At 72.5% G+C, this 13,469-nt stretch carries 9 protein-coding genes; all 9 read right to left on the bottom strand.

Annotated features, from left to right (window positions below; translation table 11 throughout):
- Positions 1-133: 133 nt before the first annotated feature.
- Entirely contained in the window at positions 134-1,111 is a 978-nt protein-coding gene (locus tag ACFYW1_RS38625) for a terpene synthase family protein (RefSeq protein ID WP_389004454.1), read from the bottom strand.
- 599 nt (positions 1,112-1,710) lie between these two features.
- The gene (locus ACFYW1_RS38620; RefSeq protein WP_389004452.1) at positions 1,711-3,129 is read right to left on the bottom strand and encodes a DUF6177 family protein; all 1,419 of its coding nucleotides are present in this window, start codon (positions 3,127-3,129) and stop codon (positions 1,711-1,713) included.
- 84 nt (positions 3,130-3,213) lie between these two features.
- The gene (gene eccCa / locus ACFYW1_RS38615; RefSeq protein ID WP_389004450.1) at positions 3,214-7,185 is read right to left on the bottom strand and encodes a type VII secretion protein EccCa; all 3,972 of its coding nucleotides are present in this window, start codon (positions 7,183-7,185) and stop codon (positions 3,214-3,216) included.
- Between the two features lie 61 nt (positions 7,186-7,246).
- Entirely contained in the window at positions 7,247-8,827 is a 1,581-nt protein-coding gene (locus ACFYW1_RS38610) for a MinD/ParA family protein (protein ID WP_389004448.1), read from the bottom strand.
- Positions 8,828-8,880: 53 nt separating this feature from the next.
- Positions 8,881-10,254, bottom strand: a complete 1,374-nt coding sequence (eccD, locus tag ACFYW1_RS38605) for a type VII secretion integral membrane protein EccD (RefSeq protein WP_389004446.1) — start codon at positions 10,252-10,254, stop codon at positions 8,881-8,883.
- A 103-nt stretch (positions 10,255-10,357) separates the two neighbouring features.
- The gene (locus ACFYW1_RS38600; RefSeq protein WP_389004444.1) at positions 10,358-10,669 is read right to left on the bottom strand and encodes a hypothetical protein; all 312 of its coding nucleotides are present in this window, start codon (positions 10,667-10,669) and stop codon (positions 10,358-10,360) included.
- A gap of 191 nt (positions 10,670-10,860) precedes the next feature.
- Positions 10,861-11,655 carry a DUF6508 domain-containing protein gene (locus ACFYW1_RS38595; protein ID WP_389004442.1) on the bottom strand — a complete coding sequence of 265 codons (795 nt, stop codon included), beginning with the start codon at positions 11,653-11,655 and terminating at the stop codon, positions 10,861-10,863.
- A 2-nt stretch (positions 11,656-11,657) separates the two neighbouring features.
- Positions 11,658-12,059, bottom strand: a complete 402-nt coding sequence (locus ACFYW1_RS38590) for a hypothetical protein (RefSeq protein WP_389004440.1) — start codon at positions 12,057-12,059, stop codon at positions 11,658-11,660.
- Positions 12,059-13,469, bottom strand: a 1,411-nt coding sequence (locus ACFYW1_RS38585) for an ADP-ribosyltransferase (protein ID WP_389004438.1), incomplete at its 5' end; no start/stop codon positions are given. The genes ACFYW1_RS38585 and ACFYW1_RS38590, both read right to left, overlap by 1 nt.

The raw sequence follows: 13,469 nt of genomic DNA, 5'->3' as shown, positions 1-13,469 counted from the left end.
GCGCGCGGGCCGGCCCCCGCGCGGGGGGGGGGGGGGGGGCGGGCGGCCCGCGCGCGCCCCCCCCCCCCCCCCCCCCCCCCCCCCCGGGCCGGGCAGGCCCCGGGCAGTTGGTCGGGCGGTCGTCGGGCGGTCGTCAGGCGGCGAAGAAGCCCGACAGGGAGTCCCGGTCGTCGACCTCCGTCAGATCGGGACGGGTGTAGCGCTCCGCACGGGCGTGGTAGTCGAAGTCGCCCCGGACCAGGCCCCGGTAGTCCCGCACGCACCGCTCCAGCGCGATCCGGGTGGGGCCCTCGATGCCGGCCGCCGCGATCTGCTCGGTCAGCTCCCGCTCGGCGCGCCGTACCCGTTCCGCTATGGCCGCGAGCTGCGTCCCCGCCTCGTCGACGGCCTCCTGGAGGGTCAGTCCCCGCTCGCGCCGGATGAGGGCCACCGCGTTGTGTTCGTAGCCGAGCACCGCCTCCTTCTCGAAGGAGCAGATGTCGTTGCACAGTCCCGAATGGTCGGTCACGGCGTTGCGCAGGGCGATGTACGCCGGAAGGCTCCGGGCCGATTCCGGGAGGTCGATCCCGGCGGCGATCTCGTGCAGGTCGAGGAAGGGCTGCATGGCCACCGAGTCCCGGCGGTGCTTCACGAACTCGTCCCGGCTCGGCACCTGTCCGGCGGCCCGCTGCACGGCCTCGGCGTAGTAGGTCCACAGCCAGGCGACCGTGTCCCGCCGGAACTGGCGGATCCAGCGCGCCGAACGGTCCCGGTACGTCCTGGTCCTGAGCCCGACGAGGGAGCGTTCCATGGCCCCGCGCGGCGGTCCGCCGTCCAGCACGGAGACCAGCCGGTCGATCGCCGCCTCGCACATGCGCGGATCACGTCCGGCGGGCCCGTCGTCGAACTCGTCGTCGACGAGGAAGGCCCAGAAGAGCCACTGGCAGAAGAGGTCGAGGTGCTGCTGCGAGACCTTGGGGAAGATGAGGGAGATCCAGAGCTCGGGCCTGGTCCGGATCATCTTCTTCCGGGCCGTGGGGGAGAGCACGAGACCGTTCGATTCGGCCCATTCCCACACGGCCTCCCTGGTCTCCTCGATACCCGGGTTGCATCCGGTGCTCCGGAACGGCATATGAAACGTCGGCAGCGCGATCTGGCTCATTGGTGCCCCTCGTGAAAACGGTACGGATGAAGGGTGCGGGCTGATATCCGGCCGAATTCGGAGCCTGTGCCGGATAAGTGATGCGGGGCCGGGCCGCCCGCCCCCGGCGACCGCGGCCGAAGACGTACCGTGCGAGACGCGGCAGTCATCCCTGCTCACTCTCCTTCGCCGGATTCCGGGGCATCGGGGCCGGACCCGCGGGGCCCGTGGTGGCAATCGCCCTCGGCGCAGGACGGCGGCATCACCATGCGTGACTCCCAGTCAACCCGGTGTGGACGGTGGAGGGAAGTCGTTTGTGACCGAAATTGTTTGATCGCCGGAATCCGGTGAACGGCTTTGAGCGCTTCCTGTCTTCCCGGGGCAGGCATCCACCGGTCGGGCCGGAGCCTTCATATTTGGCTCAAATAGGTATGTCGAAGGGCCCCCAGAACGGGACAAACCCGTACCGAAGGCCCTTCGTGCGAGGTTCGGCGGACCGCCCGGCTCGGCGGACCGCCCGGCTCGGCGGATCACCGGGCTCGGCGGGGCACCGGGCCCAGCGGTCCGCCCGGCCGGTGTGCCCGGATTCCTCAGGCGCCCTTCAGATGCCGCATCAGGCGCTCGAAGTCCTGCCAGCCCGACAGGTCCGACGGGTCGCCGGGCAGCGGATAGTACAGCGCGGGGCGGGACTTCGGGCCGAGCTGGACCGGGGGTTCGGACAGCGGGGTGCGCCGGGCGCGGTCACCGGGCATCTCGCGGACCTCCTCCGCGCCGAGTACGAACGCCACCGGGACGCCCGGCCCCTCGAACCGCGGCGGAACGGCCAGGTCGCGGCGGGCCCTGCGGATCTGGACCAGCATCGACTGCAGGTGGTGGCGGGTCGCCAGCACCTCGGCCGCCCGGGGCAGGGCCTCCAGCGGCGGCTCCTCGCCGGGCCCGTAGCCGAACGCCAGCGTGACCTCCTCCTCCACCCCGCCCTTCGTGCGGCTGACGCGGATCGTGGCCAGGCCCGGCCGGTCCGGACCGCCGACCACCACGAACCAGGTCGGCTCGGGCGACCGTTCGAAGGCGACATCGGTCAGCCGGCGCAGCGACCAGGGCAGCGAGGCGGGCTCCGCGGTGCCCCAGCCGGCCGGGGCCGCGCCGGTCAGCTCCTGCCACACCGCCTCCAGGGCCCCGCCCAGCACCAGCCGGTCGTCCGCCGGGTGGACCGTGCGGAACGTGAGGGCCAGCTGGCGCTCACCGGTGTCCGTGACCTCCCCGTAGGAGGCGGCCACCGGCGTGCGCAGGTCGTCGGGTCCGGCGTCGGGCGACTCGACCGGCGCGAACATGCCGTGCTGCCAGCGCAGTACGGCACCGGACAGGCCGTCGTAGTAACCCTCCTCCTCGTCCTGCACCACCCACCGCGACGGCCAGCCGCTCAGGCTGTTGCGCACGGCGGGGGAGAGCATGGCGCCCGGCGACGTGACGATCTGGATGCCCAGCTCGGCGTTGGCCGCCGCCCGGAACGCGTCCGCCAGCCAGGCCGTCATGGCGATCACCGGACGGTCCTGGATGATGACGGCCACCTTGTCGGTGAGGGCGTCGACGGCGGGCTGCGCGGCGGCGGGCGTGGGCACCGCGTGCACGCCCTCGCTCTTCACCACCGCCAGGGAACGCGTGGCCTCCGGCGGCCAGGCGTCGCCCCCGGCCATGGCGGCGACCCGGGCCGCGAAGGTCCCCGCGAGCAGCTCGGCCTCCTGGACCCCGGTGGTGGCACGGGCCTCCGTCCACCAGTACGGGACCGGGGGCGCGGTCGTCCCGAGCAGCCGCTCGGCCTCGCCCGCGACCTGCACCAGCATCGGCGCCTCGACGGAGACGAGCGGCCGGCCCTGCTCGTCGCAGAGCTGCACGACGGCGTCCTCGCCCGTCGTCCCCACCAGCTTGTCGGGGCCGCCCGAGAGCAGCCCGGCGAGCACGGTCAACGGGTCGGGCATGCGCGGCGTGAGGGCGATGACGTCCTTGGTCATGTGGTCGGCCGTTCCTTCTTCTTCCGGGGTGCGAAGACGCGATGGGGGCGGCGGCCCGTCGGTACGGGGCCGCCGCCCGGTGCGTCACTCCGCGGTGTACACGGTCTGGATGAGGCGGTTGGGCTGGCCCCTGCGGATGAACACGCCGCGTCCCGGCGGCTGCTGGGACGCGTACACGCCGGGGAACAGCTGCCCCTCGCTGCGGTCGCCCGCCATCAGGAGCGCCGAGGCCCCCGACTCGCGCAGCCCCAGCATCAGCGGGTCGTACATGCCGCGCGAGGCACCCGCGACCCGGCGGGTCAGGACGAAGTGCAGCCCGATGTCCACCGCGGACGGGATGTACGGCAGGAACGGGTCGAGCGGCGCCTGGCCCGCGGTGGTCAGCACGTCGTAGTCGTCGACGAGGATCACGATCCGCGGACCGCTGCCCCAGCTGCCGGGCTCCAGGTCCTCGGTGTCCGCCCGGTCGTCCGGCAGCCGCTTCTCCAGCTCGGTGGCGATCCCGGCGGCCAGCCCCGCGCACATCTTGGGGTTGTACGCGTAGCCGCCGCGGAACTCCTCGGGGATCGCGCCGCGCAGCCCGCGCCGCGGGTCCATGACGGCGAAGACCAGCTCCTCCTCGCCGTAGCGCTCGATGAGGCCGCGGGAGACGGTCTTCAGCAGGTTCGTCTTGCCGCACTCGCTGTCGCCCAGGATCAGCAGGTGCTGGTCGTGGTGGAACAGGTCGAGCAGGGCGGGCGCGAGCGCCGTCTGGTCCAGGCCGATCGGCACCCGCTTGGGCTCGGCGACCGGCCCCGGCAGCAGGTGCGGCTCCAGGACGTGCGGCAGGATCCGCACCGGCTGGGCGACCTCGCCGCTCCAGGTGGCCCGGATCGTGCGGGCGGTGTGCTCCAGTACGGAACCCAGGTCCGAGGCGTCCGCCAGACCGTCCGTACGGGGCAGCGCCACCTGCGCGAAGAGCTTGCCGTCGGTGAGGATGCGGCCCGGCTCGTCGGGGGACAGGGTCTGGGCGAGCTTGCGGTCGACGCTCGACTCGCTGGGGTCGTTCAGCCGCAGCTCGACCCGGGTGCCGAAGTTCGACTGGGTGGCGATGCGCACGTCGTTCCAGCGGAGCATGCCCGCGACCACGTGGATGCCGTAGCCGCCACCGCGCTTGAGGATGTCGACGACGGCGTCGTCCAGCTCGTCGAAGTCGTCGCGCAGCGCACCGAAGCCGTCGATGATCAGCACGATCTCGGCCGAGGCCAGCTGCGGCAGCCGGCCCGCCGTGTGCAGGGAACGCAACTGCTCCACGGAGTCGATGTTGTGCTCGCGGAAGAGCTCCTCGCGGACCGCGAGCATGCCCCGCACCTCCTCGACGGTGCGGCCCGCGCGCTCCCGGTCCGCACGCCCGGCGACCCCGCCGACGTGCGGCAGCCCGGAGATCGCCTGGAGCCCGCCGCCGACCAGGTCGAGGCCGTAGACGCCGACCTCCTGCGGGGTGTGGGTGAGCGAGAGCGAGAGGGCGAGGGTACGCAGCAGCGTGGTCTTGCCGGACTGCGGACCGCCGATGATCGCGACGTGACCGCCCGCCACCGTCAGGTCCAGGTACCACTGGCCCTGCCACTGCTTCGTCGGGTCGTCGAGCAGACCCAGCGGCACCTGCAACGGGCCCTTGCGCCGGGCCAGTTGCATGCCGCGCGGACCCACGTCCAGCGGCCCCGCGACCTTGTCCAGGGCGATGGCGGCGGGCAGCGGCGGCAGCCAGATGCGGCGCACCGGACCGGCCGCCTCCCGCAACTGGTCGACGACGACGCCCATCTCGGTCGGCCCGGTCTCCCGGCGCCGCACCTTCGGCTCCTCGGCCGCGGTCTCCGGCTCGGCCAGCGTGTTGAACGCCTCGTACTCCAGGGCCAGCGGACCGGAGTCCTGCTCCTCGTCCCGCTGCACGGGGCCCCGGTAGGCGCCCGAGACGTAGCTCGCCTTGAAGCGCTCGTAGTGGCTGGTGTCCACCTTGAGGTAACCGAAGCCGGGCAGCGGCGGCAGGTGGAAGGCGTCCGTGGTGTCCAGGACGGTGCGGGACTCGTCGGCGGAGAAGGTGCGCAGCCCGAGCCGGTACGAGAGGTAGGTGTCCAGGCCCTTCAGCTTGCCGCCCTCGATGCGCTGGCTGGACAGCAGCAGGTGCACACCGATGGAGCGGCCGATGCGGCCGATGGAGAGGAACAGGTCGATGAAGTCCGGCTTCGCGGTGAGCAGTTCACCGAACTCGTCGATCACCACGAACAGGTGCGGCAGCGGGTCCAGGTCGGGCCGCCGGTCCGCGCGCAGCGCCGCGTAGTCACCGATGTCGGCGACGTTGCCCGCGTCCTTGAGCACCTGCTGGCGGCGCTTGACCTCACCGGCGAGCGAGGCGTGCACCCGCTCGACGAGGCCCGCCTGGTTCTCCAGGTTGGTGATGACACCGGCCACGTGCGGCAGCTCCGCGAACGGGGCGAAGGTCGCACCGCCCTTGTAGTCGACGAGGACCAGGGCGAGGTCCTCCGGCGGGTGCGTGGCCACCAGGGCCAGGACCAGCGTGCGCAGCAGCTCCGACTTGCCGGAACCGGTGGCGCCGACGCACAGCCCGTGCGGGCCCATGCCCAGCTCGGAGGACTCCTTCAGATCCAGGAGCACCGGCTGGTGGGAGTCGCTGATGCCGATCGGCACGCGCAGGAAGGCGCGTTCGCCGCGCGGCGCCCACAGGCGCGCCAGGTCGAGCCGCGCCACGTCGTCGATGCCGAGCAGGTCGGCGAAGTCGACGGGGCCGGACAGCGGGGCGTCCACCAGCGATTCGGCCGACAGCCGCATCGGCGCCAGCATCCGGGCCAGCCCCTCCGCGAACGGGATGCCGACCTCGTCCACGATGCCGTGGGCGCTGATCGGCTCCCGCTCGCGCAGGTCCTCGATGACCACCCCGTCGCCGTCGACGGTGATCCGGACGCTGACGTGGCCCGGCTCCTGGATGCGCTGTTCGAGCAGGTGCAGCACGCTGACGCCCATCTCGCGCAGCCCGACCGCGTCGTCCGGCCGCGGCAGCTCGACCGCGTCCTCGCCGTGCCCGTCGGTCACGACCAGCAGCCGGGACGTCATGGACAGCGCGTCCTTGCCGGACAGACCGCGCCGCACCTCGGCCGCGTACGAGGCGCGGCGGCGCAGCTCCGGACCGATCTGGCGGGCGAGCTGGGGCGGGGACGGGGCGATCCGGCGGGCGGCGACCGGGCCGTCGAACTGCTCGGGGTCGAGCAGGTGCGGCATCCACTTGGCCCACTCCCAGTCCGCCAGCCGGTCACCGGGCACGGCGAGTGCCATCGCGACGTCGTCGGGGGCGTGGGTGGCGGCGGTCTGGACGAGCAGGGCGCGCGCGACGCGCAGGCAGTCCTCGCGCGGACCGATGACGCTGATGTTGCCGACCCGGTCGAGCGGGACGGTCAGCGGGAGTTCGGTGCCGGTGCGGAAGCGGTCCATCAGCGCCGACGCCTCGTTGAGCATGAAGGTGTCGGGCGGCGAGAGCACCGAGGAGCCCTGCTGGGCGACCTTCAGGTCACGCACCGGCATCTCGCCCGTGCCGACGCGCACCCGCAGGAAGTCGCCGTCGAGCCGGCGGCGCTCCCAGAGCCGGGCCGGGTCGCGGACTATGTCGTACAGGGCGTGCGGCGGCGGGTTGAGCACGTCGGCCCGCTCCGCCCGCTCGCGCTCCTCGACCGACAGTTCCTCGCGCAGGTCCTCCAGATAGGCCAGGTACGCCTCGCGCTGGGTGCGGCGGGTGCGCTGGGCCTTGCCGCGCTGCGAGAAGACCAGCACCAGGGAGCCGATGACGGTGACGAGCAGGATGATCGCCCCGAGCCCGGCGAACTGGCTGTTGCGCACGACCGTCATCATCACGACGGAGGACATCACCCCGGCCACGGGCAACAACGACATCGCGATGTTGCCCGACTTGCCCTCGGGAAGGTTCGGCGGCGCCTCGATGGTGCGCGCCTCGGAGGCGGCCGGCGGCCGGGTGGTCCTGGCCGGGCGGTGGATCAGTCGGGTACTCATCGTCGTCCGTCACTCGGGGTCGGGCTCGGCATCGGGGAGCGGTGGTGGTGCCGATCGGTGATCAGTGCTGCTGCTGGGAGAGCCGGAACACGTCCGCGGCGAGCCGGGTGGCGGCCTCCCTGGTCGCGTGCGCCAGGAGATCGGTGCGGATCTCGCCGCCGGCCGCCAGGTGCCGGTCGTACGGCAGGACCCGGACGCTCGCCCCGGTGGCCTCCAGCTTCTTCGCCGCCTCGTCGAGGTCGAGCCCGGGGTGCGGCACCAGTTCGCTGAGCACGACGACCGTGCCGGCGATCACGTGCCGGGGCAGCGACTGCATCCACTGGAGCACCGCGTACGTGCTGGTGACGCCCTCCAGCGTGGCGGGGGCGGCCAGCACCCGGGCCTGGGCGGCGGACAGCGCGACACGGGCGACCTCGGCGGGCAGCGTCTCGCAGTCGACGACGGTGACGCCGAAGTAGCGGCGCAGCGACACCATGACCCGCTCGTACGCCCGGCTGTCCAGCATCGCGCCGATCTGGCCCTGGCTGCCGGGCAGCAGCCAGGCGTTGTTGGGGAGCTGGACGAGGTAGCCGGTGATGTCGAGCAGCGACATCTGCGGCTCGATGATGCCCGCGAGGTCCCCGGTGGTCCAGCGCAGCGTCTCGGCGCCGAGCCGCAACGGCAGCGAACCGAGCGCCGGGTCGGCCTCGACGAGGAGGACCGGGTCCTGGCGGTAGTGCGCGTAGGTGGTGCCGAGCAGCGCGGCGACGGTGGACTTGCCCGCGCCGCCCCGGATGGAGGTGACGGCGATCTGCCGGCCGGTGGTCACGGACTGCTGGAGCGTCTCGGCGGTGGCGGTGGTCCTGGCCACCTCGCGCGCGGCCGACGAGGACACGCTCACCCGCAGGGCGCGCGCGGCCCGCGCGGCGAACGGCTCCCCGCGCCGGGCCTTGCGCCCGACGGCGGCCAGACTCCGGTCCACGACGGGCCGGGAGTCGGGCGTGTGGTGCGAGCGGGTGCCCGGCGTGTACGCGGCGGCCCGGGCCTGCTCCTGCTGCTGGACGGCGTGCGCGGCCACCGCCTGCTGCTGCTGTTGCTGCTGCTGTTCCTGGTGGCCGGGGTGCTGCTGGGAGTGCTGGGGCTGTGCCTGGGGGGCCTGCTGTTCCTGGTGGCCCGCGTACGGGACGGCCTGCGGCTGTTCCTGGTACCCGGCGTACGCGGCCTGCTGCTGCCCCTGGTAGCCGGGGTGCTGCTGCTCCTGATATCCGGCGTACTGCTGGGCCTGGTGGGGCTGGGCTTGGCCCTGGGGCGCTTGCTGTTCCTGGTACCCGGCGTACTGCTGGGCCTGCTGGTGCGTGCCGTACGCCTGACCGTATGCCTGGTCCTGCTGACCGTACGCCTGGTCCTGGGCGGGAACGCCGTACGCCTGGTTCTGCGCGGCAGCGCCGTACGCGGCGGACTGTCCCTGGACCTGACCCTGTGCGGGGGTACCGTACGCCTGCTGCCCCTGGGCCCGGGCCTGCCCCTGGTCCTGCGCGGGAGCGCCGTACGCCTGCGCGGGGGTGCCGTACCCCTGGCCGTCGGAGCCCTGCGCGCCCTCCGGGGCGGAGCCGCTCCTCATGGCGCGCAGCACATCGCCCTGCCAGTTGTCTTCGTTCGGCATGTCTGCCCTTCTTTTTCGCCCTGCTGCCCCGCCGGGAGCACCTGCGAGTCGACTCAGAACTTGTTGAGCAGCTGTCCGTACACGCCGAACACACCGACGGCGAGCGGGAACAGCCCCACCACACCGATGGATTCGACCAGATCGGCCATGCGCCGCAGCCGGACCTGCACGTGCTCGGGCGGCTGCACCGCCAGGACGAGCAGCGGCAGCACCGCGGCCACGCACAGCAGGGCGAGCGGCCCGGCGCCCCCGGCGTGCTGCATCCACAGCATGACCAGACGCACGACCAGGACCGCCGCGGCGGCGAAGAGCGCCACGACCTCGGCGACCAGCGGGAAGGCCCGGGCCCGCGAGAGCAGTACGAGGGCCACCAGCGAGGGGAGCGCCACGGTCCACACGGACGGCTTGTCGGCCAGGGTCAGCAGCCAGCCGCCGGCCACGGCGGAGACCGCGGTGACCACGGTCGCGAGGGCGAGGCCGCGGTGGGTGGCCGCCAGCGCGTTGCCCACCTGGTGCCGGCTGACGGAGGTGCCGCCGGAGCGGCGGTCGTCGAGCGCGGTGAGCCCGGACGCCGCCAGGGCGAGCCGGGGGAGCAGACCGAGCAGGACGACGGAGAAGACGGCCATCACCGCGCCGAGCCGGGCCGGATCGCCCTGGACCGCGGCCACGACCTCCCACACCACGGTGATCACGGCGGTGGCGGCGGCCCCGATGAGCCCGCCCCGGCCGAGCGGCGAGAAGTAGCCCAGGAGCACCAGCGTCAGGGCCAGCGCCCCGGCCACCGCGGCCAGTCGGGCGGTGCCCGCCCAGTCGTAGGCGTCCGCGGCGGTCCAGGCGGTGAGGATGCCGAGGCTGCCGGAGGCGAGCAGGAGCGCGGTGGCCAGCCCCCGGTTCCCCCGGCCGATCTTCGCGATGAGCGCACCGGCCGCCAGCAGGACGAACGTGGCGACCGCGAGGACGCTGCTCAGGGCGTCCAGGGCGAACTCACGACGGGCGAGCAGCGCGGCGACCACCGCGAAGGCCACGGAGGCCACGCCCGCACTGGTCCGGCGCGCGGAGGGGCGCCAGCGCCAGGTCTGCAGATCGAGGTCGTCGGCCACCAGGTCGGTGACGTCGTGCACGACCGGGGCGGGGGGTGCGGAGTGGGCCCGGACCAGCCGGAGCACGGCACCGTCCGCGATCCCCACCGAGGACAGCGTGCTGTCGTGCGGCAGCGCGGAACCGTCCGAAGTGATCAACTGCCGTGTCATCGGGCGTGCCGCCGCCCGGTCGTCCAGCAACTGCAGAATGTCCGGCAGCAGCTGCCCGATCGGGGTATCGGACGGCAGGACGATATCGGCCCGGCGTCGCTCACCGACCAGGGTCACCCGGCTGAGCTGCGCTCGGGAAGTCGTTGCTGTGCTCACCACTTGACGGGAACCTATCATCGCGACGTTTGAGGAGTCGGGCAGCTTGGCGTGCCCATGCTACTAGCGCCTTCTCCGTCCCCTTTGCGGGGAACTCTTTCTCTATTTTCCGGAATTTAGAGATTCACTGGGGATTCTTCGTCGATTCCCCGGTTTTATCCGGTTGCGCCGTTTTCGCCGGCTGCTGGTACTGCTGTTCCTGGCGCTGCTGCTTCTGCTGCTCGGCCTTCTGTTTCTCCATCATGTTCTGGATGAAGGACCATCCCACGCACCCCGCGCACAGCACGGCGGTGATGGCGATCCCCGCGAACACCTTCCCGAGCCGCTCGTCGGCCGTGCGTCGTGCCCGCTGCGCGCCGAACAGCAGCGCGTCCCGCATCCTGCGTCGGCGGACCGCCACCGACTCCAGGAGCTGGCTGTCGTAATCCCGTGCCATTCGTCTCGTCGTCCGTTGCCTCAGTCGTACGTTGCGTCGGTCATACGCCGCGTCGGTCCCGGTCGCTCGGCCGACGGCGCACCATACGGGAATCCCCCTGATTAACTCCTGAAACATAGAGCATGTGCGATCGGGCAGTACAGCCCGGGTCGAAGCGCGAGCGGGCTTGGCGAACGGGCATGACGCGTTCGTTACGGAACGCCGAAGGAACCGTCGCACGCCGCCTCGTACCAGGCGCACAACGACCCGGCCACGGCGTCGAGCAGGCCGTCGCCCGCGGCCCGTGCGATCGTCCCGTCGCAGAACCGCTCCCCGCGCACCACGGCCGTGGCCGCGCGCACCGCGTCGGCCGGACCCAGCCGGCCGTCGGCGGGTGCGACCGGCGGCGGGTTGTCCCGCCACAGGTGGGCGGGCGTCACCGCGCCGACGGCGGACAGCGCCCCCACCAGCCGCCGGAGCCGCTCGCCGTACAGCGGATACCTCATCCGCCAGGTGCCGTCGGGCTGCTTCCCGCCCTCGGACCACCGCACGTCGCGGTCCTCGTCCGTGAGCGCGGCATGCGCCTCCCGCAGCTCGCGCCACGCGCCGGCGTTCCCGCGGTCGAGCCGCTCCAGCAGACGCCGGTCGTCGGCCCCGGTCACGACCCGGGCCAGCTCCTTCAGGGCGTCCAGGGAGGAAGCCGTGGCCAGGGGACCCGGCACGACCCGGCCGACGGCCTTTGGCTCCGCACCACCCGCCAGCTCGGCGAGGGCGGCCGTGGGAGCGAGCCCCCGCGCCTTGGCCTCCCCGAGCCTCCCGGACCACACGACTCCGTCACCGACCCCGGCCGAGTCCCCGGCCGGCCGCAGACACCAACCGGCCGCGTCGTCCTCGTCGTTGGCCCACAAATACCCCATGGCCACGCCCCGGGCATCGGCAACGGTGAGATACCGGACCGGTTCGTCGGTCGTACCGCGATAACGCGGTGCGCCGGATCCACGCGTCATGGTCACCTCGTGTCGGCGAGGCTCCTGACCGCATCGGCGTTCGGCGCCTCGGTCAGGGAGCCGGGCACGACGTGGCTGCTGTTCGCCGGGTCCGACTGCGCGATCATCTCCGCCAGGGCGGCGGTCGGGGCCAGCCCCCGGGCCTTCGCGTCGTGGAGCTTCCGAGCCCACCGGCCACCCTTGTTGAACGCCTCGTCACCGCCCGCCTTGCGGACCAGCCAGCCGGCCGCGTCGTCCGCGTCGTTCGCCCATACGTAGCCGATGACCCCGCCGGACCGGTCCGCCACCGTCAGGTACTGGACGGGCTTGTCGGACCGGGAGGCGTAGCGCGGCGGGCCCCCGGGGGCCCGGTTGAACAACAGATCCTCGTTCAGCCGCGGATTCGGCTGCTGCTCGCCGCTCATCAGTGCGCCACTCCCTTGTTCGGCAGGACCTCGCCGTAGACCTGGACCTGGCCATTCTCCATAAAGACGCGGGTCACCTTGAACTCGGAACCGCGGGCCAGGAGCAGTTCCCGCTCCGTCGCGTCGAACTTGGAGACCTTCTCCAGCCACAGGGCGGGCGTCCCCTTCGGCACACGGAGGTGCAGGATCGCCTCCTTGCCGGCGAAGCTGTCCACCGGGTGGTTGCCGAGGGACGTGGAGGTGTAGCCCTTGTCCGGATACGTCTCGCCCAGCATGTCGTACGGGGAATCCAGGTCGAGGTGGCCCAGCCCGGTGCCCCGGACGACCATGATGTCGTCGGGCACCGGACGCGTCGACATGACCCGGTCCATCTCGGCGATGTCGTGCAGCACCTCCGGCCGCGGACCGTACCCCGAAGTGCCGCGCAGGTAGCCGTTCATGTCGTGGTACGACGGGAACGTCTCACCGGTGTAGTCCCAGAGCGCCTGCTTCGCGGACGGGTCCAGATTGTCCACGTAGTCGTTCCAGTAGTCCTGGCCGTACCGCATCGCCGCGACGTCGTCCGCGAACGGGACCGTTCCGTCGGCGAGTTCGGCTGCGGCGACGCGGTGCTTCTCGGCCGTCGTGAGGTCGTCGAAGTCGTCGGCCGACATGTGCGGCTTGTACGTGAAGTCGCTCCCCGAACCGCCGCTGCCGGTCCCGTCCGGGTCGTGGTGGCCGCCGGGCGGGGTGCCGTCGTCGGCGCCGTGCGCGATGTCGTCGGCGGTGCCGTGCGGGTCGAAGTGGTTGCCGGGGTTGCCGTGGTCACCCGTGTGGGCCGCGTCGTCGGTGTGGCCGGCCGCGTCGTCCGTGTGCCCGGCGTACGGGTTGTCGTGCCCACCGTTGTGCGGGCCGTTGGGGCCGTCGTTGTGCGGGGTGTGCGGGGCGTCCGGTGTGTGCGGGGTGCTGCCGGGCAGGTCGTGGCCGGGGCCGTGGAAGCCGTTGGGCGGCAGGTTGTGCCCAGGAGTGGTGGGGAAGTGGTCGGTGGGAACGTGACCGCTGACACCGGGGACGTGGTTGCCGCCCGGGACGTGGTTCCCCGGGCCGTACGGCACGTTGTCGAAACCGCCGCCGGGCGGGTACGACGGCATGTCGGGGACGCCGTGCCCCGCGTGCACGCCCGTCGGTACCGGCTGCTGGATCTGCCAGGACGTCGGCAGGCCCGAGGTGCCGGGGACGGTGTCGTGCGGGATCGGAGTCGTGTCGACCACGCCGTTGGGGGCGATGAGGTTCCCGTTGGGGTCCAGGAGACGGCCGTCGGGCAACTGCACCGAACCGTCGGGGAGTTTGGGGATTTCGATGTTCTCGATGCCCTTGAGGCCCTTGGTGATGTCGCCGATCTTGGACAGGCCGGTGCCGGCGCCCTTGGCG

Source organism: Streptomyces sp. NPDC002669 (genome assembly GCF_042889165.1).
Taxonomy (GTDB): Bacteria; Actinomycetota; Actinomycetes; order Streptomycetales; family Streptomycetaceae; genus Streptomyces.
The sequence above is the reverse complement of the archived record's forward strand: the minus strand, read 5'-3'. Positions and strand labels throughout refer to the sequence as shown.

Coding starts and splice junctions, on each gene's coding strand:
- ACFYW1_RS38625 (WP_389004454.1), bottom strand. CDS start 1,111: ATGCCGTTCCGGAGCACCGGATGCAACCCGGGTATCGAGGAGACCAGG.
- ACFYW1_RS38620 (WP_389004452.1), bottom strand. CDS start 3,129: ATGACCAAGGACGTCATCGCCCTCACGCCGCGCATGCCCGACCCGTTG.
- eccCa (WP_389004450.1), bottom strand. CDS start 7,185: ATGAGTACCCGACTGATCCACCGCCCGGCCAGGACCACCCGGCCGCCG.
- ACFYW1_RS38610 (WP_389004448.1), bottom strand. CDS start 8,827: ATGCCGAACGAAGACAACTGGCAGGGCGATGTGCTGCGCGCCATGAGG.
- eccD (WP_389004446.1), bottom strand. CDS start 10,254: ATGATAGGTTCCCGTCAAGTGGTGAGCACAGCAACGACTTCCCGAGCG.
- ACFYW1_RS38600 (WP_389004444.1), bottom strand. CDS start 10,669: ATGGCACGGGATTACGACAGCCAGCTCCTGGAGTCGGTGGCGGTCCGC.
- ACFYW1_RS38595 (WP_389004442.1), bottom strand. CDS start 11,655: ATGACGCGTGGATCCGGCGCACCGCGTTATCGCGGTACGACCGACGAA.
- ACFYW1_RS38590 (WP_389004440.1), bottom strand. CDS start 12,059: ATGAGCGGCGAGCAGCAGCCGAATCCGCGGCTGAACGAGGATCTGTTG.